Below are 22944 nucleotides of genomic sequence, written 5' to 3'. Positions count from 1 at the left end.
GTCCGATAAGCGGAATCACTGCTTCCGATGATCGCTGTGCGTCGGCCCTCGCGCCTGGTTCGGCCCTCAGCGTCACCCTGCTGCTTGTCCGCTCGTCGCGGTTGCACGAGAACGGGGCCTACCTGGCGGCCTCCGGATCGGCGGGCTGCGTGTCTCCCCTCTCCACGCGGAAGGGATATGTCCTGGCTGCGGTGAACGCGTCGTGGATCGGCATGATGAGCGAGGTGAGGCGACGGAGGTTGGCGTCGCCGATCGGCGTCCACAGCGCCGCGCAGTGCTCGTCGGTCTCGACCTCGATCCGCTCGCGCGCCGCGATGCCGGCATCGGTAGCGGTGCCGTCGGCGTTGAGCCAGCCGCGAGCGACGAGGCGTGTTGTTGCCGCAGCCACCTCCTCGTCGTCCCACAGCCGGGTGGCACGCGCGATCGCTTCCGGGAAGTGACCTGTCGCGGTTTGCAGCACGTTGCAGTCACACGGCCCGAGGTCGTTGGCGGCGAGCACGGTGACATGCGCGTCGCCGCGCCACTCGCGCAGCACCGTGATCTGCTGCCACAGCGCGACGAGCGGATCGGCTGGGAGGGGGACCGAGGCGTTGGCGGCAGCCATCGTCTTCCCGGCGAAGTCGGCGCTCGCGACGACCGGGTCGATCAGCGATCGCGCCTCGGCGATCTGATCGGCGGTGAGGCTGACGTCGACGCGCTGCAACGCACGATCGACGGCTGCGAAGCGAGCGGCCTGCCACTCCTCCGGCGTCGCTGTGTCCCACACGCCTGCCATGACCTGCACCGACCGCGGGCTGAAGTTGTAGAAGGCCGCGAGCGTGACCTGCCATGGGACTGCGCCCATCGGGGCTGACCGGAACGCGAAGTACGCCGGTCCGTACTCGGTCACGCCCAACTTGGCGGCCTCTTCCGGTGCCTCGGGGACGAAGTAGACGAACAGGTGGGTCGCGTTGATGGTGAGGCTGACCTCGCGGACGGCTTTCAGATCCATTTCAGCGCGTGCGAAGGTGCTGGCGAGATGCATTTCGGTGGTCTCCCGACAAGTGGAAAGGGAAAGATCGTTTTTGGTGCATCGGGTACGTCAGGACGGCTCTGGCGCGGCGATCCGTGCGGAGATCGCGCCGAGTTCCTGCACTTCGATCCGGACCGTGTCTCCCGGTGCCAGGTAGCGGCGGCGGCCGGACAACTCCTGGATGCAGCCGGTGCCCACGGGGCCGCTGGCGAGGATGTCACCGGCTCGAAGCGAGGTGCCGCGCGACGCGTGCGCCAGCATCTCGCCGAACGACCAGTGGATCTCGTCCCAGCTGCCGCCGCCGTAATGCTCATCGTTGACGTACCCGTCCATCCGCAACGCATAGCCCTTGCCCGAGCGATAGGGCTCCAGTTCGTCGGGGGTGACGAGGAACGGGCCGAGGCTGGTCGAGGCGTCCTTGCTCTTGGACGGGCCGTACACGAACCCCATCTCGCTCGCGGAGATGTCGCGTGCGCTCCAGTCGCAGTAGACCAGGTAGCCGGCGATGTGCTTCTCCGCGGTGGCGGCGTCAAGGTTCGAGCAGTCCCCGGCGATCACCGCGGCGACCTCGACCTCGTAGTCCCACAACTGGGCGCCCGGCGGGATCGGGACCTCGTCGTGCGGTCCCTTGATCGCCGCCGGGTTGGAGAAGTAGAAGAGCGGATACTCGTACCAGACCGGGCTGACCCTGCCGTCGCCAACGGCTGCCTTACCCGCGTTACTGATGTGACGTTCGAACGCGGCGAAGTCCCGGACCGCCGGGGGCACCGGTATCGGCGGCAGCAGGTCGGCCGTAGCCAACTCGACGATCTCAGACGGTTCTCTGGTCGCGGCGGCCTCCAGCCCGCCTTCGGCGCGCAGCAGCTCCAACAGGCCCGAGCCCACGGCGTGGATCTTGTTGTCGTGCACCACGCCGCAGCGCGTGGAGCCGTCGGCGGAGCGGTAGCTGACCCACTTCATCGGGCAAGCACCTCCCGTTTACCGGTCGCGCGAAGACGACAGATCTGCGCGGCCTCGGCCTCGTCGTAGTCGCCGGCGAAGCTCGTGGCGACGGTGCCGGGGAAGGTGTTCACGTACCGGATGGCGGGGTGACGGCCGACGAAGTCGACCGCGAGCGCAGCGTTGAGGATCCCGGCCTGGATCATCGCGGTGAGGCCGTGATACCGCGTCCGCTGCTGAAGGTCGTCCCAACGTGGGGGCCCGAAACGCCCGGCGCCGCCGAAGTTGAGCACGACCGGATCCGCGGCGCGGCCGAGTAGGCCGGCCAGGCCGTGGCTGAGCAGGAAACGGCTGAGGTAGGTCAGCGCGAAGTTGGACTCCAGGCCGTCGGCGGTCTCCCTACGCTCCAGGTCGGCCCGGATGAACCAGGCGCCGGGCTCGGCCTTGGCCTTGTCCGTCCCGACGACCACGACCTGGTCCCCACGCTCGAGGTGGACGCGGGCGAGGCCGCGCCCGATGCCGTCCGTGCCCCCGGTGATCACGACCGTCTTCATGCGGCCACCGTCCGCGCGAACTTGACGATCTCCTCGACGAACAGCTCAGGCTGCTCCAGGGCGGCGAAGTGGCCGCCCGCGGGGATGTCGTCGTTGAAGTAGCGCAGGTCGTGATAGGCGCGCTCGGCCCAGATGCGCGGGGTACGCGTCAGTTCGTCCGGGAAGACGCTGACCCCGACGGGAAGGTCCAGCTCGGTCAGAGCGAGCGGCTGCCGGGCGTACTCCCAGTACAGGCGGGCGGAGGAAGCGGCGGTGCCGGTGAACCAGTACAGGGAGATGTGGTCGAGGATCTCGTCGGGGGTGAGGGCGTCGGGCCGGGCCCAGTCGAGGAACTTCTCGTAGATCCAGGCGGCCTGCCCGGCCGGGGAGTCGGTCAGGGCGTAGCCGATGGTCTGCGGCCGGGTGCGCTGCACGACGTGGTATCCGGAATGGACGGCGATGAAGCGGCTGCCCTGATCGAGTGCGGCCTTCTCCTCAGGGGTCGGGGCGTCGCCGACCGGTGGTGCGGCGAGGAACTCAGGGAAGTTGACGTGGATCGCACGCAGGCCCGTCAGGCGCTGCGCCCCCATGCGGGTCGCGACGACACCGCCCCAGTCGCCGCCCTGGGCCAGGTAGGAGTCATAACCGAGGCGCCGCATGAGCACGCCGTACGCACGGGCGATCCGGTCCGGGCCCCAGCCTGGCGAGGCGGGTTGGTCGGAGAAGCCGTAGCCGGGCATCGAGGGGACGACGAGGTGGAAGCCGTGCTCGGTGAGCGGGCCGACGGTCTTGAGGAACTCCAGGAACGAGCCCGGCCAGCCGTGCAGCAGCAACAGGGGGGTGGCGTCGGGGCGGGGTGAGCGTACGTGCATGAAGTGGAGGCCGAGGCCGTCGATGGTCGTGCGGAACTGGCCCAGCTCGTTGAGCCGCCGCTCCAGATCGCGCCAGTCGTACCCGGTGGCCCAGTACTCCAGCAGCCCCTCAAGGCGCTCCCGCCGCACCCCCTGGCCGTTGTCCGGCGCTGTCTCCCGGCCCGCAAGACGTACCCGGTGGAGCCGGTCCTTCAGATCCTCCAGGGCACTGTCCGGAATGTCGATACGAAACGGTGTCACGCTGTCCGATGTCATGGTCACCACGGTGCGGCCGCGACGAGCGCGCAGTCCAATGATTGTTCCGACACATGTAATACAGGCCGCGTATAAGTGCAGCTAGAGTGGGGTGGTGTCCGAACGCTTCCCCGCACCCGTGGACCTCGACCTCCGGCTGGTGCAGTGCTTCACGGTGGTCGCCGAGTACCAGCACTTCGGCCGTGCCGCCGAAGCGCTGCACACCACCCAGCCGTCGCTGAGCCGGCAGATCCGCCGCCTCGAACAGCAAGTGGGCGTCCGCCTGCTCGACCGCACCACGCGCGGCACCCGGCTCAGCGAGGCCGGCGAGGTTTTCCTGCCCCGGGCCCAGGGGGTGCTGCGCGCCGCGGTCGAGGCGATGGCCCGCACCCGGGCCGCGGCCCGGCCCAGCAGCATCACCATCGGCTACACCAAGGGGCTGGTCATCACTCCGGCCGTTCGCGCCCTGCTCGACCGCAATCCCGATGCCGAGGTCCACACCCGCCTGCTCGCCTGGAACGACTCGCGCGCCGCGCTGTTGGAGCACCGCGTCGACGCGGTGGTGACGCGCCTGCCGTTCCCCACCGACCAGCTGCGCGTCACCGTCCTCTACGACGAACCGCGCGTACTGGTCGTGCCCCGGGACCACCGTCTGGCCGGCCAGGAGTCGGTCACCCTCGGCGACATCGCCGACGAGCCGATCCCCCACGTACGCCAGTCCGACCCGTTGCTGAACGCCTACTGGCGGCTCGATCCCCGGCCCGACGGGCGGCCCGCGCCCGACGGCCCCCTGGTCGAAGCCCTTGAGGACAAACACGAACTCATCGCCGCCGGGCAGGCCGTGGCCATCGGGCCGCCCCTCGACCACGCGACCGGCCTGCATCCCAGCCTGACCACCGTCCCGTTGCATGGGGTCGAACCGAGCCAGGTCGTACTCGCCACGCGCACCGGCGACCGCGGCCGTCTGGTCACCGCCTTCCGCAAGCATGCCGAAGCTCTGCTTACCGGAACCCACCGTGCAGGACCGATCCGCACGACATGATCAGCGGCAGCTCCGCCCGCATACGCAAGCGGTCATGGCCCCTGCCTGGTCCGCCGCCACAGCGTCCCGACGAGATCGGGGATCTCCTCCGGGGACGTCCTGCGTACCGCTGAACCGGACGACGCCGAGCGCGCCGCGCTCGAGCAGGGCGTGGACAGTGCGGCGCGGTCAGGCCGCACCTCGCGCATTCAGCACCACACCCGGTGTGCACCGCGCTCACCGCGCCCGATGCCGGCCTTTCGACAGAACCCCGGCCATCCTGATACAGCGCAGGACCCGCCGCGAGTACGACCGGTCGGCGGACATCTCGTGCACGCGCTTGGCCAGGATCTCCGCGTCCTGGGTGTCGGCCGCGAACTGTGTGGTCGGCCGTGCTGGCCGGGTTCCGGGGATGACGGAAGGCAATCCCGTTCAGGACGGGGCCGAGAGGGCTTCACCCGTACGTGCTGCACGTCCTGGACAGTGCCTCAGTGACTCCAGACAACGAAGCCGAGCCGGGTCGGGCCGGACTTGTTCGCGACTAGGTCCCAGTCGCTCCCCACCGGCGTCCAGCACGCCACCACGTCCTCTGGCGACCGCTCCCAGCGCATGAACGCTCCCGCCCCTGCGCCGACTGATCGTTCGGCCTGACGAACCGGACGGACATGAAGCATCGGGAGGGCAGAAGAGAGCGGCAGCTACTTCGCACCGGGGGTCAGAGACAGGAGACCGGGGCCTTGTCATCCTGATGATGGCCGTCACGCCGGCCTGCTTGCGGACCAGGCCCAGGTGGTGCCTGGCGGTCCGCTCCGCCCGGTACGCCGGCAGCGTCCCCTCAGGCAGCTCCACCGCCCGCCGCACGAAGTCCACCACCATCTCCGGGCCCCTTGGCGCGTACCCCGGTCACACCCCTACAGCCCGTAGCTCTTGCCGATGATGTCCCGCTGGATCTCACTGGTCCCGCCGTACACCGTGGAGACGACCGCGGCCCGCAGATGGCGTTCCATGCCGTACTCGGTGGCGTAGCCGTACCCGCCCATCAGCTGCACGCACTCCAGCGCGACCCGCTTGGCGGTCTCCGTCGCCTTCAGCTTGGCCATCGACGCCTCGCGCGCGAAGAGCCGGTCCGGCGCGGCGTCGCAGTCCGCCGCCACCTCGCGCACCAGCAGCCGTACGCACTCGATCTCGGTGGCCAGGTCGGCGACCCGGTGCCGCAGCGCCTGGAAGGTGCCGACCGGCCGGCCGAACTGCTCGCGCTCGCGGACGTACGCCACCGCGTCGTCGAACGCCCGCCGGGCCAGCCCCAGCATGGTGGCGGCCAGGAACAGCCGCTCGTAGTTCAGCCCGGCCATCAACTGCCGCCAGCCCGCCCCCACTTCGCCGACCACCGCGTCGGCGGGCAGCCGCACCCCGGTCAGGAAGACGTCGTTGACCTCCCGGCCGCCCATCGTCTCGATGCCCCGCACCTCGACGCCGGGCGTGTCCATCGGGACGTGGAACATGCTCAGCCCGCCGTGCTTGTCCGCGCCGGTCCGGGCCACCAGCAGCATGCTCTCGGCGAGATGGGCGTTGGAGATCCAGGTCTTCTGCCCCGCCACCAGCCAGCCCCCGTCCGGCTGCCGCTCCGCCCGGCAGCGCAGCGCGCCGACGTCCGAACCGGCGCCGGGCTCCGACATGGCGATCGACAGCACCGCGCCCCGCACCGCCCCGCCGAGCACCTCCCGCCGCCGCGCCCGGCCGGCGAACCGCTCGTACGCCTTGGCGGTGATGACGGTGGTGATGAACCCGCCCGCCGGGACCAGACCGTAGGAGGTCTCCTCCAGGAACACACAGGCGTCGGCGAGACCGCCGCCCGCGCCCCCGTACTCCTCCGGCAGGCAGACCCCGAGCCAGCCCAGGCCGGCCAGCTTGGCGTAGACCTCCGCGTCGTGCGGCCGCTCCCGGTCCCCGCCCGCGCACTCGCGCTTGGCGAAGTCCCGGACGGCGGCGGCGAGATCGGCCTGCTGCTCGGTGAGACGGCTTCCCATGACGATCCTCCGGATACATCGATACGTATATATGGCACTTGTGTCTTTGTTGCTGTTCTGGGGTATGCCGGTACCGTGAGGGGCACCATGACGATTTCTGCGAACGACTCCCTGCTCGCCCGGGCCATCGCCCGGCCCGAGACGGAGGAGAAGGTGGCCCGGCGCATCCTGGACGCCGCGCTGGAACAGTTCACGACCTTCGGCCTGCGCCGCTCCTCGGTGGACGACGTCGCCAAGCGGGCCGGGGTGTCGCGGGTGACGGTGTACCGGCGGTTCCGGTCCAAGGACGGCCTGGTCGAGGCCTGTCTGCTGCGCGAGGGCAGCCGCTTCTTCCAGCAGCTGGACGACGCCGTCGCGGGACTGCCGACGATGGAGGACCGGGTCGTGGAGGGCTTCGTGGTGGCCCTGCGGCACACCAGGGAACACCCGCTGTTCGGCGGTCTGCTGCGGCTGGAGCCCGAGCTGGTGCTGCCCTACTTCACCGTGCAGGGCGGCCCCTCCCTCACCGCCACCACCGACTATCTGACGGCCCATCTGCGCCGCGCCCAGCAGGCCGAGGGCCGCCCGGACTCCGACCCCCGCCCGGTGGCCGAGCTGATGGTCCGGGTCGCCGTCTCCTTCCTGCTCAACCCGGCCGGCTGCATCGAACTCGACGACGCCGACCAGGCCCGCGCCTTCGCCCGCCGCTACCTCGCCCCGCTGCTCGCCGCCTGACCGCCCGCCGCCCGACCGCTCAGCGCCGTCGATGGAGCCCTCGCACCAGGGCCACGGCACGGGCCTTCGCTGCGGCCGGGGTGCGGAACGACGTGAGGTCGAAGGGGGCCGCGAACCGCCGGACGGTGACCGACTGCGGCGCGGCGAAGGCCCGCAGCCCGTCCGCCCCGTGGATCCGGCCGAAACCGGAGTCGCCGGACCCGCCGAACGGCAGCGCCGGCACGGCGGCGAAGCCCAGCACCGAGTCGACCGACACCGCGCCCGCGCGCAGCCGCGCCGCGATCCGCGCACCGGTGCGGCGGCTGCCGCAGAACACCGCCGCGCCGAGCGCGTACCGGGAGGCGTTGGCGCGCCGCACCGCCTCCGCCACGTCCGCCACCGCGTTGACGGCGACCACCGGACCGAAGGTCTCCTCGGTCATGGCGGCCGAGTCCTCGGGCACGTCGGCCAGCACGACCGGCGACACGAACGGCCCCTCCCGATGGTCCGGCGGGGCGAGTTCGGCCCGCGCCCCGCCGGCCAGCGCCTGCGCGACATGCCGCTCCACCACCGCCACCTGGGCCGGCATGGTCATCGGCCCGTAGGAAGCGTCCGGCCCCGCCCCGGGGCGCAGCGCGCGGGCCCGCTCCACCACCCGGCGGCACAGCGCGGCGTGCACCTCCCGCACCACGTAGACCCGCTCCACACCGGCGCAGGTCTGCCCGGCGTTGCTCATCGCGCCCCACACGATCGCGTCGGCGGCGGCGTCGAGGTCCGCGTCGGCGGTGACGATCACCGCGTCCTTGCCGCCGCACTCGGCCAGGAACGGCGTCAACCGCTCGGCGCACACCGCCATCACCTTCCGCGCGGTGCCCGGCGAGCCGGTGAAGGCGACCTTGTCGACCCCGGACCGGGCCAGCGCCTCCCCGGTCCCGCCCGCCCCGGTGACGACGCCGAACAGCCCGGCGTGGGCCGGCACGGCCGCGTCGAACGACTCGGCCAGCAGCACGCCCGTGCCCGGGGTGTACTCCGACGGCTTGAACACCACGGCGTTGCCCGCCGCCAGCGCGTAGCCGATCGAACCCATCGGCGTGTACACCGGGTAGTTCCAGGGGCCGAGCACCCCGACCACCCCCAGCGGGCGGTACACCAGCGAGGCTGCCTGATCGGCCGCGACCAGCCCGGTGCGGACCCGCCGCCGGCCCAGCACCCGCCCGGCGTTGCGCGCCGCCCAGTCCAGGTGGCCGAGGGCCAGCAGCACCTCCAGCTCGGCGTCCTGGCGCGGCTTGCCGGTCTCCGCCGCCACCGTCCCGGCCACCGCGTCCAGTTCGTCGGCGAGCCGACGCTTCCAGCGCAGCAGCAGGGCCCGCCGCCCGGCCGCCGGGAGCGCGGCCCAGCGGGCCTGGGCCTCCCGTCCCCGGTCCACCGCCCGCGTTGTCTCTCGCGGGCCGTGCACCGGGTGGTCGGCGAGCACCTCGCCGGTGGCCGGGGCCCGGGAGACGAACGTGTCGGCCGGCTGCGGGGTGGTCCGGGTCATCGGCACTCCTTGGAATCCGCGGATGCTTCCTGTGCGCTCCGCTCCTCGGCGAGCGGCTCAAGCGGCCTGCCCTGGGCCCAGTGCGGGCCGAGGTCGTCGAGGGTCCAGCCGAACGGATAACTGCGGGGCTTCTGCCGGTACCGCCACCAGCCGGGGCGGGCCGGCATCCGGCGTACCAGCGCGGCACGGGTGCGCAGGGCGCGGTGCGCCGCCGCGCGCAGCCAGCGCGGCTCGGGGGCGAACCCCAGCGCGGTGAGCAGCGGTTCGTCGAGCAGGGCCAGCGAGAGCCGGGCCACCAACGGCCGCAACGGCCGCGGGTACCAGCCGGTGAGCACCCGCAGGGTGGCCGCGGCGACCCGGCGGTTGGCCGGGTCGTAGGCGAACATCTCCCGCTCGTAGGCGTCGAGGAGCCGCTCGAACCCGGCGTAGTCGGCGGGCAGGCCGGTGATGCCCATCAGCTCGCCCATCCGCCGGCCCACCAGCGCCAGGCTCTCGGTCTCCTGCCAGGACAGCGGCCGCCAGCCGTACCGGTCGATCCACCGCTTCGGCCCGACCACGGTGGTGGCCAGCACGTAGCGGTAGTCCTCGTTGGGTATCCGGTAGCGGCCGTGGATGCGGTTGAGGTGCCGGGCGGTCGCCTTCCCGTGCGCGGAGTCCAGGCCCTCGCGGACCATCTCGTAGGCGATCAGCACCGTGTCGTCGTACCGCTTCTGGCCCGCGCGCTCGAACTCCTGGGTGCGGTCCAGCAGCCGGGAGATGCGCGGTACGCCGTAGTCGCGCAGGAAGGCGACGGAGACGCCCTGCGTGTAGTCCCAGGGGAACTCGTACTGGGTGAGCAGCCAGAAGATCCGCTCGTGGTCCGTGCGCGGATCGAGTCGTTCGATCCGCCGGAGCCGGCTGTAACGCCCCATGCGCTGATGCCTCCCGGTAGCGAGAGAGCCGAAGATACAAAAACTATCGACTTGTTTCATCGGGTGCGTCAAGGCCGCGGACACGACGGACCGGTCCGGAGCGGGCGCCCCGGCGGCCCGCCGCCGGCCGACCAGCCGGACCGTCACCGTCCGCTTTGCCGAACCGGCAAAGTCGTTCGCCGCCGGCGCGGTGTCCGGGGCAGGCTCGCCGGTGCGCCGCCGCACTCCCGCGGCGGCCGGCCCGTCCGTCCCGGAGGCACCCCATGACCAGCAACCCCCTCTCCGCCCGGCCCACCGAGTTCTGGGAGTCCCGCTACCGCGACTCAGGCCGGGTCTGGAGCGGCCGCCCGAACGAACTGCTGGTGCGCGAGGCGGCCGGACTGGCGCCCGGCACCGCCCTGGACCTCGGCTGCGGCGAGGGTGGTGACGCCGTGTGGCTGGCCTCCCGGGGCTGGCGGGTCACCGGCGTGGACATCGCCGCCACGGCCCTCGAACGCGCCGCCGCGCACGCCGCCGAGGCGGGTGTCGGGGACCGGACCGCCTGGCAGCGGCACGAGTTGGGCGAGTCGTTCCCCGCGGGCTCCTTCGACCTGGTGAGCGCGCACTACCTCCAGTCCCCGGTCGCCCTCGACCAGCGCGGCGTACTGCGCCGGGCGGCCGCCGCCGTCGCGCCCGGCGGCACCCTGCTGCTGGTCCTGCACGCCGGCTGGCCGTCCTGGCAGACCGAACCCCCGTTCGATGCCGAGTTCCCCACCCTGGACGGCCTGCTGGCCGACCTGGACCTGCCGGACGGTGAGTGGACCGCCCAGACCTGCGAGACCGTCCGCCGGGCCAGCGCATCCCCCGAGGGTGTCGACGGTTACCGCGAGGACCACGTGTGGCGGCTGCGGCGAAATCAGTGATGTCCGATTTGTTGAAAAAAGTACGGTAAGAGTTTTTTTTGAGAGATAGGCATGTTTTGTGACTGGAGGGACACCTGTGGTGTGAAGGCTTTTGACCGACCTAGAGGGAGATGGTGACATGCCTTCCAAGGACACGGTGACCGAAGAGATCACCCGCACCCCGAACATCGACATCGACGCGGTACTCGACCCGGCCGAGGCGGATGGCGTCTTCCGCGACAGCCGCGAGTGCGCGGCGCTGGCCCTGGCGGGCGGTCAGGGAGGCCTGCTGCTGTCGCCGCCGACCCCGCGCCCGAAGAAGGGCTGACCTGACCGACAGGAGCAGTGAATGCACCAGCCAGGCACTTCGTCCCTTCTGACGGACGCGGTGCGGGAATTGGCTGCCGGCGTGGCCTCCGCTCTCAGCAGCGGGGGCCACGGCCCGGTGTCCGGGGACCTGCCGCCGGCCGTCGGCGCCGACGGCTTCGCACCGGCCGCCGTCCGGGTCCTGGGAGCCGACTTCCTGCTGCCGCACCGTCTCTTCGGCACCCGCCCGGGCGAGACCGAACTCGCCCTGTTCCGGCAGGCCGTGGAGAGCTACCCGCCCCGCGCCGACGCGGCGCCCACCGTGGTGTGGAGCCACTGGGCGATGACCCGCACCCTGCACCGACTGACCGGACCCGGCTCGGTGAGCCCCGGCCCCGAACCCGGCGCCGGCTGGCTCGACGTCGCCGACTGGCGGGTCCTGACCCACCAACTCGCGATCCTGGCCCCGCTCGCGCTGCCCGGCGAGGACTGCGCCGTGGCCCGCGTGGCCCGGCACCGCACCCTCGACCTCGCCCGCGGCTTCGTCCGCGCGGTGCGCCGCCGCGACTGGCTCCAGGCGGCCGGCGCCGGCCGGTGGCTGACCCTGCTGGACGACGTCCCGCAGACCCTGGGCCTGGCATCCGGGCTGGACTTCGTGGAACTCATGGCCGACGGCGACCCGCAGACGGGCCTCCAGGTACGGGCGGCCCGGCAGTTGCGCACCGGGGCACTCGTGTGAGCGCCGTGACCGTCCGGGCGGCGGCCCGGGACGTCCGGGACATGGCGGAGACGGCACTGGCCTGGGCCGACGGCCACCGCGCCGCCTTCACCCTCGGCGACGACGCGCTCGCCGCGTACGCCGAGGTCAACCGCACCTGGAAGCCGCTCGGCGAACTCGCCCAGGTGTGCGCCACCGTGACCGCGCTCACCGCCCCCGCGGATCCCCTGCACAGGCGCGCCCGCGACCTGCTGGCGCACGCCTGGGAGCAGACCGGCCGGGGCGCGCTCTTCCTCGCCCTGCAACGGCAGGAACCCTTCGCCACGTACCCGCTGGAGGTCTACGCCGCCTTCGCCGCGGCCGGACTGCGGCACCGCCGCTACGAGCGGGCCGCCGCCACGGTGGCCCGCACCCGCGGCTGGCGGCTCACCGAACAGGACCCGACCCGCCGGCTCGGTGTCCGCGCCGCCGAACGGCACAGCGGCATCACCCGGACCGGCGCCCCCGACGCGCCGCGGGACGGCACCTGGCTGGGCGGCCTGCCCGAACCGTGGACCTTCGAACGGTCCGCCGGATACGCCCTCACCCATGTCGTCTTCCACCTCACCGACTGGGGCCGGGCCGGGCCGGCCGGCGTCCCGGCCCGCCTCGCGGAGTACCTGACGCAGTGGCTGCCGCCCTGGCTCGACACCTGCCTGGACGCCGGCCTGTGGGACCTGAGCTGCGAACTCCTCGCCGTCGCGGCGAGCGTGCCCGGCTCCCTCGAGCCGCCCGCACTCCAGGAGGGGTGGCAGCGCCTGGCGGCGGCCCGGCATCCCTCGGGCGCGCTGCCCGAGGTGGCCGCGGCGCCCGCCGACGACTTCACCCACTGCTACCACTCCACCCTGATGACCGCGTTCGCGGCCACCCTCACCGACGTACACCTCAGCGACGTACACCTCGGCGGACAAGGAGCGCCCGGATGACCGCCACGCGCCTGACGCACACCGTCGGGGCCCGCGCCCTGGAATGGCTGTGGGCCCACCGGGACGGTTTCCGGCTGGAGCCCGACGTGGACCCCGAGGTGGGTCTGCTCCAGCGCTTCAAGCCCATCGGCGAGCTGGCCCTGATCTGCAAGGTGCTCTTCCGCGAGGGCGTGGCCGGCTCCCGGCAGACCCAACTGGCCCGTCAGCTCCTCGACCACGTCTGGCGCGAGACCCTGGACGGCGGCCGGATGCTGGTGCGCGGCCAGCGCACGGAACCGATCTCGTCCATCCCCTTCGAGGTGTACCTGCCCTTCAAGGAACTGGGCCACAGCCAGCCCGAACTGGAACGGGCCGCCGTCCTCAACCACCGGCTGGACAGCTGGGCGTCCTTCGAGCGCACCCCCACCCGAAGACTGGGCCTGGCCGCGTTCCAGCGCCGCTTCGGCCTCACCCCGCGCCCCGCTGAGGCCGAGGCCCTGACCCAGACCTGGCTGGCCCGCACCCCCGAACCCTGGACCGTCGAGGGCCACATCGCCTACGACATCACGCACGCCGTCTTCCACCTCACCGACTGGGGCGAGAACCCGGCCGGCCTGCCGCCGCACGTCGCCGACTACCTCACCGCCTGGCTGCCGGCCTGGCTGGACGACTGGACCGACCTGGAGCGCTGGGACCTGCTCGGCGAACTCCTCGTCGTCGACGCCTGTCTGCCGGAGCCCACCCTCGACGAGCGGGCCTGGGAGGCGTTCGCCGCCGCCCAGCAGCCCGACGGCGCGATGCCCGCGATCCGCCGGATGCCCGAGGGCGACCCCGACGAGGTGTTCGACACCGTCTACCACCCGACGCTGGTCGCCGCCTTCGCCGCCACCCTGGCGACCTCCCGCTCCTTCACCGCGCTCGCGCACACCGCCACCTCATGACCACCCGGACCGCCCCGACCGCGCTCTGGCCGACCGCCCCCCTCGACGACCCCGCCCCGGCCGGCGACCCCGGTTCCGCGGCGGAGGACGCCGAGCGGCTCGAAGCCGCCGTCGTGGCGTCCGACGCGCCCGACACCGTCTTCGCGCTCTCCCGGCACGGCCGCCGTACCGTCCGCTCCGGCGGCACCGCCCCGCCCCCCGGCGCCGCGCGCGAGGACCTGCGCTACGAGATCGGGTCGGCGACCAAGACGTTCACCGGACTGCTGCTGGCCCGGCTGATCCGGGCCGGCCGGCTCACCGGCGGCGAACCGGCCGTCGCCTGCCTGGCCCCCGGCCGGGGCGCCGGAGCCGACCCGGTGACCCTCGCCCACCTCATCACCCACACCGCCGGACTGCCCGCCCTGCCACCCGGGTTCCGCGCCCGCGCCCTGCCGGCCTGGCGCACCAACCCCTACGGCCGCTTCCCGGCCGACCGGGTCGTCGACGCCTTCCTGCGGCACCGCCCGCACCGCCGGCCCGGCACCCGCTGGCGCTACTCCAACTACGGCGTCGCCGTGCTCGGCCACGCCCTCGCCGCCGCCACCGGCACCGCCTGGGAGGAACTGCTCACCGGACACGTGCTGCGCCCGCTCGGCCTGGCCGGCACCGCGCTCGCCCCCGAGGGCCCGGCGGCCGACGCCGTCGGCCACACCAAGGACGGCAGCGCCCCCGTACCGCCCTTCGACGCCGGCGGCTTCCAGGCGGCGGGCGCCGTCCGCGCCACCCCGCACGACCTGCTGACCTTCCTGGAGGCGCACCTCGACCCGGACGGGTCGCCGGCCGCCGACGCCCTGCGCGCGGTCCGGGTGCCCGTACTGCGCCGCGGCTGGGACCACCGCCACGTGCACACCATCGCCTGGTTCCGGCACCCCGTCGACGGCGGACCGATGTACTTCCACAGCGGCGCGACCCTCGGCCAGCAGGCTTTCCTCGGCTTCCGGCCGGACACCGGCACCGCGCTGGCCGCGGTCTGCACCCGCCGCTTCCGCGCCCACGACCCGTTCGTCGCCGGCGCCTACGCCCTCCTCGCGGAGACCTGAGCGGACCGCAGATCCGACAGCTGATCCGACCGCCGAACGGCGTCCGGCCCGGGGAACCTCCCCCGGGCCGGACGCCGTTCCACCGCCGGCCGGTCAGCCGCCCGTCAGGCCCGCTGCCACAGTGCCGGCGTGCCCTCCGGCGACCAGGCGACCTGCGCCTGGTGGTTCTGGAGGCACGTGTACCGCACACCGCCGTAGACGACCGTGGTGCCGGCCTGGTAGACCCGGCCGGTCCGCCAGCCGTCCGCCGCCCCCTCGTCCGCCGGGGCCGGCAGGGTGGACCGGGTTTCCTGTGTCTTCAGGGTGAGACCGAACTCCTCCAGCACCGGGTTGACCGGCTGGAAGAAGGTCGTCCCGCCGTTGGTGCAGTCGCCCGAGCCGCCCGAGGTGATGCCCTGCGCCTGGGCGCCCGCGACGAACGGGCCGCCGGAGTCGCCGGGTTCGGCGCACACCGTGGTCTGGGTGAGACCGTCGACGGTGCCCTCCGCGTAGCTGACGCTGGCGTCGTGCTGCTCGATGGTGCCGCAGTGCCAGCCCGTCGTGGAGCCCGAGCGGCACACCGCCGCCCCGACCAGCGCCTGCACCGAACCGGCCACCTGCACCTTCGTGTCGCCCTCGCCCTTCACATCGGGCGTGGCCGTCCAGGTGTCGTTGACCCCCACCCACGACATGTCCTTGCTGGGGAACGTGGACGCCTTGAACTCGCCCTGCGCGGACTTGTCGGCGCCCGTGGTCTTCGCGCCCGGCTTGCCGCAGTGCCCGGCCGAGACGAAGCCCTGCTCCTGGGTCTTGGTGACGGAGAACCCGATGGAGCAGCGCGCCTTGTCGTCGATGTAGTACGCCTCGCCGCCGACCAGGTCCGCCAGCACCCGCGGCCGGTTCTCCGACACCCGCACGCCCACGTCCTGCGCCTTCAGCCCGGCGGCCCGCACGAAGGCGGTGGCGGCCCGCTCGCTGGTGGCCTGCACCACGACCCGGTTGGCCGGCACGTCGACGTACCAGACCGGCGTGTCGGGGGTGCTGACCCGCCGGCCGGCGGCGTCCAGCCGCTCCTTGGCGGTCCTGAGGTCGGCCAGCGTCCGCTTGACGACGGTGGCCTCGGCGCCCTGCGCCCGGATGGCGGCCACGTGCGAGGCGTCGGTGGTGGCGACGGTGAGCCGGGCCGAGGTCGTGCCGCTCACCCAGGCACCGGCGAAGTGGGTGCCCAGCGTGGTGCGCAGCCGGCCCGCCCGGGTGCCTGCCTCGGCCTCGTTGACCAGCCGGGCCGTCGCCTGCTCCGCCGTCAGCCCCAGGTCGCGTTCGAGGGCCCGCAGCACCTGCGCCGACGGACGGTCGGCGCCGAGCGTCTGGGCGGCGGTGGGCAGCGGGCCCGGCGCGGGCGGCGGCCCGGCCGACGCGGCCGAGGGGACGGCGGTCAGGACCAGCGCGCCGAGCGCGGTGAGAGCGGCGCGGCGGTGGCCCGTGAGGTGTCTGCCGACCATGCGATGTGCCTCCTGAGACATTCCGGAGAAAGGTGGGGGAGTGCTAGCCCTAGCCCGAACCGCCCCGGGTGATGCCGGACGGGCGCGCGGTTCGCGCTTTGGGGGACGCCGACGGGTGCCAAGTGCAGTACGCGGACCCGCCCGGCCGCTCACGCCGGCTTCAGCCCCGGCGCGCCGGCCTCGGTGACGAAGGACGCGGCGGTGCTCAGCGCGGCGCCCGGCTGGGAGATGGCGTCGACCGTCTTGAAGTCGAGCCGGGCCGACTCCCGGCCGATCTCCACCGTGGCGAGACCGCGCTTGCCGTTGAAGAACTTCATGTGCGGGTTGGCCTTCATGTACGTGTCCCAGGTGTCGGGCTTGTCCACCCCGTCCTTGCCGCTGGCCACCGACGTGCAGGTCAGCTCGGTGCCCAGGGTCTTGGAGTCCGGGTCGTCGAAGTCCTCCTTGATGTCGAAGGCGTAGGCGACGTGCACGTCGCCGGTGAGCACCAGCCAGTTGTCGACGCCGGCCGCCTTGGCGCCGGCCACCACCCGGGCCCGGGAGGCGCGGTAGCCGTCCCAGGCGTCCATGGACATCCGGGCGTCGGCGGTCAGGTCGAACTTGCGCTGCGAGAAGGTGACCTGCTGCGGCATCACGTTCCACAGCGAGCCGGAGGACTTCCAGCCGTCCAGCAGCCAGCGCTCCTGCGCGGCGCCGGTGATGGTGCGCGCCGGGTCGTCGGACTCGGCGCCGGGCGCGTGCGGCCGGTCGTCGTAGGCCTGGTCGGAGCGGTACTGCCGGGTGTCGAGGATGTCGAACTGGGCCAGTGTGCCCCAGTGCAGCCGCCGGTACAGCTGGGCGTCGGGGCCCTGCGGGAGCTGGGCGGAGCGCAGTGGCTGGTGCTCCCAGTAGGCGCGGTAGGCGGCGGCCCGGCGGACCAGGAACTCCGACTGCGGCACGTCGTTCTCGGGCACGCTGCCGGCGTAGTTGTTCTCCGTCTCGTGGTCGTCCCAGGTGACCACGAACGGGTGGGCGGCGTGCGCCGCCTGGAGATCCGCGTCGCTCTTGTACAGCGCGTAGCGCAGCCGGTAGTCGGCGAGGGTGGTCGCCTCCCGGTTGAACACGTCGGGCAGCGTGATGTCGGTGTACCGGCGCTCGCCGCCCGCCGAGTTGACCGCGTACTCGTAGAGGTAGTCGCCGAGGTGGAACACCAAGTCGACGTCCTCCTCGGCGAGGTGCTTGTGCACGGTGTAGTAGCCGTCCTGGTAGGCCTGGCAGGCGACGGCGGCCAGCCGCAGGGCGGACGGGGCGGCGTCCGCGGCGGGCGCGGTCCGGGTGCGGCCGGCCGGGCTGATGAACGCACCGGCGCGGAACCGGTAGTAGTACACGGTGTCCGGGTCCAGGCCCTTTACGTCGACGTGCACGCTGTGGCTGTACTCCGGGTAGGCCAGCGCCGTGCCCTGGCGCACCCGGACGCCGAAGTACTCGTCCAGGGCCACCTCCCACTCCACCGTCACCCGCTGCTCGCCCAGTCCGCCGTCGGTCGCGAACGGCTCGGGCGCCAGCCGGGTCCACAGCAGCACCGAGTCGGGCAGCGGGTCACCGGAGGCGACGCCGAGGGTGAAGGGGTCGTCGGTGAGCCGGGCGGCGTCCAGTTCGGGCGCGGCGACGGCGCCGCGGGCCGGCAGGTTGGTGGAGAAGGCGAGCGCCGCGGCGGCCGCGGTGACGGTGAGGAAGCGCCGGCGGCCGAGGTACCGGGCGGCGGCGCCCAGCACGGCGTCGTGCGGGGAGAAGGCATGTGCGGCCAGTGCGCTGGGACGGCCCGGGAACGCCATCTGGGGTCCTCTCGTACGGGAGCGGCGGACCATGCATGCTAAGCAGACAAAAAACCCAAAACGGGAGAAACGTGCGGGGCGTGGGGACTGATCACACAGGAGGCGGTACGACGCGCCGGGCGCGGGCCGCACCGGACGGGGTGTCAGCCGGGCCGCCGGGCACCGGAGTCCGGCGGCCGGTGAGCGCGGCGCGGTCACCGCGCGGCTCCTTGGCGGCGCCCGCCGCGGCCGGCGCCGCGCTCGCCGCCTTCCACCCGCGCTACGGCAGCCTCGGCAACCCGCCGGGCACCGCCCCTGCCGCCCCTGCCGCCGGGCCACCCCCGCCGCCCGGTCACCTACGCCCAGTAGCGGTCGCCTACGCCCAGTACCGGCGCCGCACCATCGTCCCGGGCGCCACGGCCCCGACCGGCGGCCCGCTCCGCACCGACGCCGTGATCACCCCGCCGCCGGACCGCTGAGGCCGCCCGCCGGTTGGCGTCCGCGGCCCGCCGGACGGACCATGGAGGGGTGGGGCCAGGCCCCCGCCGGTGTCAGCCGTGGACAGCGCGGGGCAGACGGAGACCGGCCCCGGCCGCGCACACGGCGGCCGGAAAGGAGGAGCGTCATGCTGGAGATCAAGACGCTCGACAAGCCCGACGAACGGCGCGACTTCCCCAAGGGACACATCGAGGCGGTCCACATGAGCGGACTCGACTTCGCCGTCGCCACCTTCGAACCGGGCTGGCGCTGGTCGGAGTCGGTGGCCCCGCTGGCCGGCACCGACAGCTGCATGATCCACCACAACGGGTACGTCCTGCGGGGGCGCATGCATCTGCGCATGGACGACGGCGCGGAGAGCGAGGTCGGCCCCGGCGACGTCTTCGTCTGCACCCCCGGACACGACGCCTGGGTCGTGGGCGACGAACAGGTCGTCGTCCACGACTTCGCCGGCGGCATGGCCCAGGAGTACGCCAAGGCCGATTAGCCGATCAGCCGGTCAGTCGGCCCGCCGCACCCGCAACGTCACGATCTCGAACGGACGGAACGTGATCTCCACCGGCTCCCCGGCGGCCCAGGAGGCCGACCGGACGGCGGTGTTGCCGACCTCGGCGGGATCGCGTTCCAGGAGGTCGGTCGTCCAGGCGCGGGCGAACGGCTCGGACACCTCGATCCGGGTCCGGGCCCGGCCGCCGCGGGCCTCGTAGAGGCGGACGACGAGGTCCCCGGAACGGTCCTCGGCGAGTTTGACCGCCTCCACCACCACGGCCGGCGAGGAGACCGCGACCAGCGGCGCCACCGGTCCGCCGCCGGTGACCGCGCGCACCGGCAGGTTGAGCCGGTAGCCGGTGTCCAGGGCCTCCAGCAGGGTCGGGGCGGCCCGCAGCGCCGTGCGCAGCACATGCTCGCCCTGGTCGGCGTGCGGGTCGGGGAAGCGCGGCGCGCGCAGCAGGGACTGCCGGACCAGGGTGAACACCGACCCGTCGGCGGCCCAGCACCGGGTGATGTCATGGCCGTACGTCGAGTCGTTGGCGACCGCGGCACCGAAGTCCGGTTCGCCGACGTGCACCCAGCGGTGCGCCGACGTCTCGAACCGGGCCGCGTCCCAGGACGTGTTCGTGTGCGTGGGCCGCTGGACGTGCCCGAACTGGATCTCCGAGGCGGCCCGGTCGGCGTGCACCGCGAGCGGGAAGGCCAGCTTCAGCAGCTTCTCCCGCTCCCGCCAGTCGACCCGGGTCTCGATGTCCAGTTCCCGGGCGCCCGCGGCGAGCCGGAAGCGCTGCGTGAACGCCGACTGCCCGAACGAGCGCCGTACCACCAGCCCGTCGTCCCCCGCCGCCACCGCGTCCGCCTCGCGCAGCTCGGTGATGTGGCGGCGGTAGTGCGCGTCGACGTCCCAGGCGTCCCACTGGTTCGGCAGGTCGCGGCAGACCTGGAGCAGCGCCGCCGCCTCGCCCCCGGCCACCAGATCCCGGCCGAAGTCCCGCTCGACGAAGGACACCAGCAGCCCGGCCGCGTCGAAGGAGGCCCGGACCACACCGTTGTCCAGCACCCAGCCGGATCCGTCGGCCACCGCCGCCGTCGCGGCCGGTACGGCGCCCGGGGCCGCGCCCAGCGCCGGGACGCCCACTGCCGCGACCGGGGCGGCGTTGAACACGACCGGCGTCTCGCCCGCGCCGGCCAGGGCCCGCTGCGCCCCCTCGATCAGCGGCTCCAGGGCGGCGGCGACGGCCGCGTAGTTGCGCTCCGCGTCCTGGTAGACCCAGGCGATCGAGGAACCCGGCAGGATGTCGTGGAACTGCTGGAGCAGCACCGTCCGCCACGCCGCGTCGAGTTCCTCGTACGGGTACCTGCCGAGTCCGCGCCAGGCGGCGGTGGCCTGCCACAGCTCCGCCTCCCGCAGCAGGTGTTCGCCGCGCCGGTTGCCCTGCTTGGTCCGCGCCTGTGAGGTGTAGGTGCCGCGGTGCAGTTCGAGGTACATCTCCCCGGACCAGGTGCCCGGCGCCGGGTGCGACGCCTTCGCGAGGTCGAAGAAGTGACGCGGCGTGCCCACCTCGACCGCCGGTGAACCCTCCAGGGACCGGGTGCGGGCGGCGGCCTCCATCATCTCCCTGGTGGGGCCGCCGCCGCCGTCGCCGAACCCGAACGGCAGCAGCGAGACGTTGGAGAGGCCCTTCTCGGCGTACTGCCGCTGCGCGCGGGCCAGGTCGGCGCCCGACAGGTCGGAGTTGTAGGTGTCGGCGGGCGGGAAGTGGGTGAAGATCCGGGTGCCGTCGATGCCCTCCCACCAGAAGGTGTGGTGCGGCATCCGGTTGGTGTCGTTCCAGGAGATCTTCTGGGTGAGGAACGAGTTGGCGCCGGCCGCGCGGGCGATCTGGGGCAGCGCGGCCGTGTAGCCGAACGAGTCCGGCAGCCACACCTCGTCCGGCTCGAAGCCGAACTCGCGCAGGAAGAAGCCCTTGCCGTGCACGAACTGCCGGACCAGCGCCTCGCCGCCGGGCAGATTGGTGTCCGACTCCACCCACATGCCGCCGGCCGGCACGAACCGGCCCTCGGCGACCCGTTGCCGGATGCGCTCGAACAGCTCCGGGTAGTGCTCCTTGACCCAGGCGTACTGCTGGGCGCTGGAGCAGGCGAAGACGAAGTCCGGGTACTCGTCCATCAGGGCCAGCACGTTGGAGAAGGTCCGGGCGCACTTGCGGATCGTCTCCCGGGTCGGCCACAGCCAGGCCGAGTCGATGTGCGCGTGGCCCACCGCGACCACCCGGTGCGCGCTCGGGCAGGCGGGCGAGGACAGGACGTCCGCGAGCGCCGCCCGGCCCGCGGCGGCGGTGCCGGCCACCCGGTCGGGGTCCACGGCGTCGCACATCCGCTCCAGGGCGCGCAGGACCTCGGCGCGGCGCGGCAGCGACCGCTCCAGCTCGCCCAGCAGACCGGTCAGCGTCCAGCAGTCCCGCAGCAGCGCGTCGACCGTCAGGTCGCGCTCGACCAGGTCGGCCCTGCGCAGGGCGTAGATCGGCTCGGTGCCCGCGGTCCTCTTGTCGCCGAGCGGGGTGGGCAGATAGAAGTGGTGCCCGCCGACATCGGGGTTGGCGGCGGCCTCGACGTACAGGTCGACCGGGCCGGGGCCGACGGGGACGGCCGCGTTGAGCGGTTCGACGCCCTTCACGACGGTGCCGTCCGGGCGGTACACGAGCCCCTCGGCCTGGAAACCGGGCTGGCGGGCCGAGAAGCCGAGGTCGACGACGAGTTCCAGGGCCACCTCCGGCCCGCCCCACCCCTCGGGGATCTCCCCGGTGACGCGGAACCACGTCGTGCCCCACGGCCTGCTCCACGGCGTGCCGGGCGCGACCGGGGTGAACTCCTGCCGCACCGCCTCGGCGAACGGCACCGGCTCGTCCGGCACCTCCCACGCCGTCACGTCCAGCGCGCGGTGCCGGCGCTCCGCGGCGGGCGCGAGGCGCTCCCGTACGAAGCGCTCGACGCGCTTCTCGATCTGGGCGGTGGTGTCGTGCATGGGTCCTCCCGACGGGCTCGGCGGTCTGCTGGTCGGCTGTGCGGTGGACATCAGGCATGAGGCGGTGTCAGCCCGCCCAACGAGCCGCCCACCCGGTGAGTTTCCCGCGCGTGCGGCCGAACCGCTCCGGGTGCGGAGCGGACCGGCCGCGCCGCTCGCCGGAGTCCTGCCGGCGGCCGTGGTGCGCCGACCGCCCGCTGCCGCCCCGCCGAGCCGGGCCGGGACCCCGGATCACACCGCCACCGCCCGCACCGCCGGTACCCGCAGCACCCGGCGGGCCGTCCCCACACCGGTGCCCAGCGTCACCGCCGCCGCGACCGCCGTCATCGCGAGCCAGGTGCCCCAGAACGCGTCCGGCAGCACCGCGTCGGTGCGGACCACGGTGAACGGCACGATCCCGGCCAGCGCGGCCACCGTGCCGAACAGCACCCCCGTCACCGTGAGCAGCACGCCCTCCACCGCGACCGTGCCCAGCACCTGTCCCGGCGTCGCGCCCGCCAGCCGCTGCCGCCCGAACTCGCCGGAACGGGCGGCGGTCGCCGCGTACAGCGAGTTGACCAGCAGCACGCAGACGAACACCGCGATGATGCCGACCACCGTGAAGTTGAGCGTCTCCAGGTTCTTGGCGTCGACCGACTTCACCCGGCCCGACGCCGCCACCGCGTCGCTCTCCACCGCCTGGATGGTGAGCGTCGCCGTGGCCACCGCCATGAACAGGATCAGCGACATCAGGATGCCGCCCAGCCGGCCGGCCCGCTGCCGCAGATTGCGCACCGCGAGCCAGCCGCTCGCCCCGCCCAGCGGCAGCCACCCCACCGCCGCCGTCAGCAGCCGCGCCGCCAGCAGCGCGAAACCGACCGACAGCAGGATCGCCCCGTACGCGGCCGGTGCCATCAGCGCCTCGTCCGTCGCGGCGAACCCGAACGTCGAGCAGGCGCACACGGCCCCCGCGACCAGCGCCGCGTACGCCGGCAGGCGCCGCGCGGCCCGCCGCCCGCCCGGCCGGG

At 73.3% G+C, this 22944-nt stretch carries 21 protein-coding genes; 10 read left to right on the top strand and 11 right to left on the bottom strand.

What is annotated here, in order from left to right:
* Window positions 1-118: 118 nt before the first annotated feature.
* The 4 genes from AB0G32_RS34535 to AB0G32_RS34520 are packed head-to-tail and all read right to left on the bottom strand — an operon-like array spanning window position 119 to window position 3611.
* Complete coding sequence (locus AB0G32_RS34535; RefSeq protein ID WP_361172733.1) at window positions 119-1024, bottom strand: hypothetical protein; 906 nt, start codon at window positions 1022-1024, stop codon at window positions 119-121.
* 57 nt (window positions 1025-1081) lie between these two features.
* Window positions 1082-1972: a fumarylacetoacetate hydrolase family protein gene (locus AB0G32_RS34530; protein ID WP_361172730.1), complete on the bottom strand. Its 891-nt coding sequence runs from the start codon at window positions 1970-1972 to the stop codon at window positions 1082-1084.
* A complete protein-coding gene (locus AB0G32_RS34525) occupies window positions 1969-2505 on the bottom strand; it encodes an SDR family NAD(P)-dependent oxidoreductase (protein WP_361172727.1) in 537 nt (178 codons plus the stop codon). The genes AB0G32_RS34530 and AB0G32_RS34525 overlap by 4 nt, the downstream gene beginning before the upstream one ends.
* Window positions 2502-3611 carry an epoxide hydrolase family protein gene (locus AB0G32_RS34520; protein WP_361172724.1) on the bottom strand — a complete coding sequence of 370 codons (1110 nt, stop codon included), beginning with the start codon at window positions 3609-3611 and terminating at the stop codon, window positions 2502-2504. The genes AB0G32_RS34525 and AB0G32_RS34520 overlap by 4 nt, the downstream gene beginning before the upstream one ends.
* Before the next feature lie 94 nt (window positions 3612-3705).
* Here AB0G32_RS34520 and AB0G32_RS34515 point away from each other — a divergent pair, with 94 nt between their 5' ends.
* A complete protein-coding gene (locus AB0G32_RS34515) occupies window positions 3706-4632 on the top strand; it encodes a LysR family transcriptional regulator (RefSeq protein ID WP_361172722.1) in 927 nt (308 codons plus the stop codon).
* Between the two features lie 890 nt (window positions 4633-5522).
* Here the strand turns inward: AB0G32_RS34515 and AB0G32_RS34510 are convergent.
* Window positions 5523-6638 carry an acyl-CoA dehydrogenase family protein gene (locus AB0G32_RS34510; protein ID WP_361172719.1) on the bottom strand — a complete coding sequence of 372 codons (1116 nt, stop codon included), beginning with the start codon at window positions 6636-6638 and terminating at the stop codon, window positions 5523-5525.
* An 87-nt stretch (window positions 6639-6725) separates the two neighbouring features.
* Between AB0G32_RS34510 and AB0G32_RS34505 the strand changes: the two genes are divergently transcribed.
* On the top strand, window positions 6726-7352 hold the full coding sequence (locus AB0G32_RS34505) for a TetR/AcrR family transcriptional regulator (RefSeq protein WP_361172716.1): 627 nt from the start codon (window positions 6726-6728) through the stop codon (window positions 7350-7352).
* A 19-nt stretch (window positions 7353-7371) separates the two neighbouring features.
* On the opposite strand, the gene AB0G32_RS34500 is transcribed toward AB0G32_RS34505, so the two are convergent.
* Together AB0G32_RS34500 and AB0G32_RS34495 are read right to left on the bottom strand one after the other, a co-directional pair.
* Window positions 7372-8868 carry an aldehyde dehydrogenase family protein gene (locus AB0G32_RS34500; protein ID WP_361172713.1) on the bottom strand — a complete coding sequence of 499 codons (1497 nt, stop codon included), beginning with the start codon at window positions 8866-8868 and terminating at the stop codon, window positions 7372-7374.
* Window positions 8865-9779, bottom strand: a complete 915-nt coding sequence (locus AB0G32_RS34495) for an oxygenase MpaB family protein (RefSeq protein ID WP_361172710.1) — start codon at window positions 9777-9779, stop codon at window positions 8865-8867. Before AB0G32_RS34495 ends, AB0G32_RS34500 begins: the two co-directional genes overlap by 4 nt.
* 263 nt (window positions 9780-10042) lie before the next feature.
* Here AB0G32_RS34495 and AB0G32_RS34490 point away from each other — a divergent pair, with 263 nt between their 5' ends.
* From AB0G32_RS34490 to AB0G32_RS34465, 6 genes are all read left to right on the top strand, one after another.
* Window positions 10043-10681 (top strand): methyltransferase domain-containing protein, encoded by a 639-nt coding sequence (locus tag AB0G32_RS34490; RefSeq protein ID WP_361172707.1) that lies wholly within the window; start codon window positions 10043-10045, stop codon window positions 10679-10681.
* A gap of 118 nt (window positions 10682-10799) precedes the next feature.
* Window positions 10800-10988 (top strand): hypothetical protein, encoded by a 189-nt coding sequence (locus AB0G32_RS34485; protein ID WP_361172704.1) that lies wholly within the window; start codon window positions 10800-10802, stop codon window positions 10986-10988.
* Between the two features lie 21 nt (window positions 10989-11009).
* The gene (locus tag AB0G32_RS34480; RefSeq protein WP_361172701.1) at window positions 11010-11705 is read left to right on the top strand and encodes a hypothetical protein; all 696 of its coding nucleotides are present in this window, start codon (window positions 11010-11012) and stop codon (window positions 11703-11705) included.
* Between the two features lie 41 nt (window positions 11706-11746).
* Window positions 11747-12649 (top strand): hypothetical protein, encoded by a 903-nt coding sequence (locus tag AB0G32_RS34475; protein ID WP_361172796.1) that lies wholly within the window; start codon window positions 11747-11749, stop codon window positions 12647-12649.
* Window positions 12646-13569: a hypothetical protein gene (locus AB0G32_RS34470; protein WP_361172698.1), complete on the top strand. Its 924-nt coding sequence runs from the start codon at window positions 12646-12648 to the stop codon at window positions 13567-13569. Before AB0G32_RS34475 ends, AB0G32_RS34470 begins: the two co-directional genes overlap by 4 nt.
* Window positions 13566-14648 carry a serine hydrolase domain-containing protein gene (locus tag AB0G32_RS34465; protein WP_361172695.1) on the top strand — a complete coding sequence of 361 codons (1083 nt, stop codon included), beginning with the start codon at window positions 13566-13568 and terminating at the stop codon, window positions 14646-14648. Before AB0G32_RS34470 ends, AB0G32_RS34465 begins: the two co-directional genes overlap by 4 nt.
* Window positions 14649-14752: 104 nt before the next feature.
* Here AB0G32_RS34465 and AB0G32_RS34460 read toward each other — a convergent pair whose 3' ends face one another.
* Complete coding sequence (locus AB0G32_RS34460; protein WP_361172692.1) at window positions 14753-16129, bottom strand: alpha-lytic protease prodomain-containing protein; 1377 nt, start codon at window positions 16127-16129, stop codon at window positions 14753-14755.
* Between the two features lie 149 nt (window positions 16130-16278).
* On the bottom strand, window positions 16279-17943 hold the full coding sequence (locus tag AB0G32_RS34455; protein WP_361172689.1) for an alkaline phosphatase D family protein: 1665 nt from the start codon (window positions 17941-17943) through the stop codon (window positions 16279-16281).
* Window positions 17944-18122: 179 nt separating this feature from the next.
* On the opposite strand from AB0G32_RS34455, the gene AB0G32_RS34450 reads away from it, so the two are divergent.
* Both AB0G32_RS34450 and AB0G32_RS34445 read left to right on the top strand, forming a co-directional pair.
* On the top strand, window positions 18123-18401 hold the full coding sequence (locus AB0G32_RS34450) for a hypothetical protein (RefSeq protein WP_361172686.1): 279 nt from the start codon (window positions 18123-18125) through the stop codon (window positions 18399-18401).
* 146 nt (window positions 18402-18547) lie between these two features.
* On the top strand, window positions 18548-18907 hold the full coding sequence (locus AB0G32_RS34445; protein WP_361172683.1) for a cupin domain-containing protein: 360 nt from the start codon (window positions 18548-18550) through the stop codon (window positions 18905-18907).
* A gap of 12 nt (window positions 18908-18919) precedes the next feature.
* Here AB0G32_RS34445 and AB0G32_RS34440 read toward each other — a convergent pair whose 3' ends face one another.
* Window positions 18920-21937 (bottom strand): glycoside hydrolase family 38 C-terminal domain-containing protein, encoded by a 3018-nt coding sequence (locus tag AB0G32_RS34440; RefSeq protein WP_361172680.1) that lies wholly within the window; start codon window positions 21935-21937, stop codon window positions 18920-18922.
* A gap of 231 nt (window positions 21938-22168) precedes the next feature.
* Window positions 22169-22944, bottom strand: a 776-nt coding sequence (locus AB0G32_RS34435; protein WP_361172677.1) for an FtsX-like permease family protein, incomplete at its 5' end; no start/stop codon positions are given.

This window comes from Streptomyces sp. NPDC023723 (assembly GCF_040639815.1).
GTDB lineage: Bacteria > Actinomycetota > Actinomycetes > Streptomycetales > Streptomycetaceae > Streptomyces.
The sequence above is the reverse complement of the archived record's forward strand: the minus strand, read 5'-3'. Positions and strand labels throughout refer to the sequence as shown.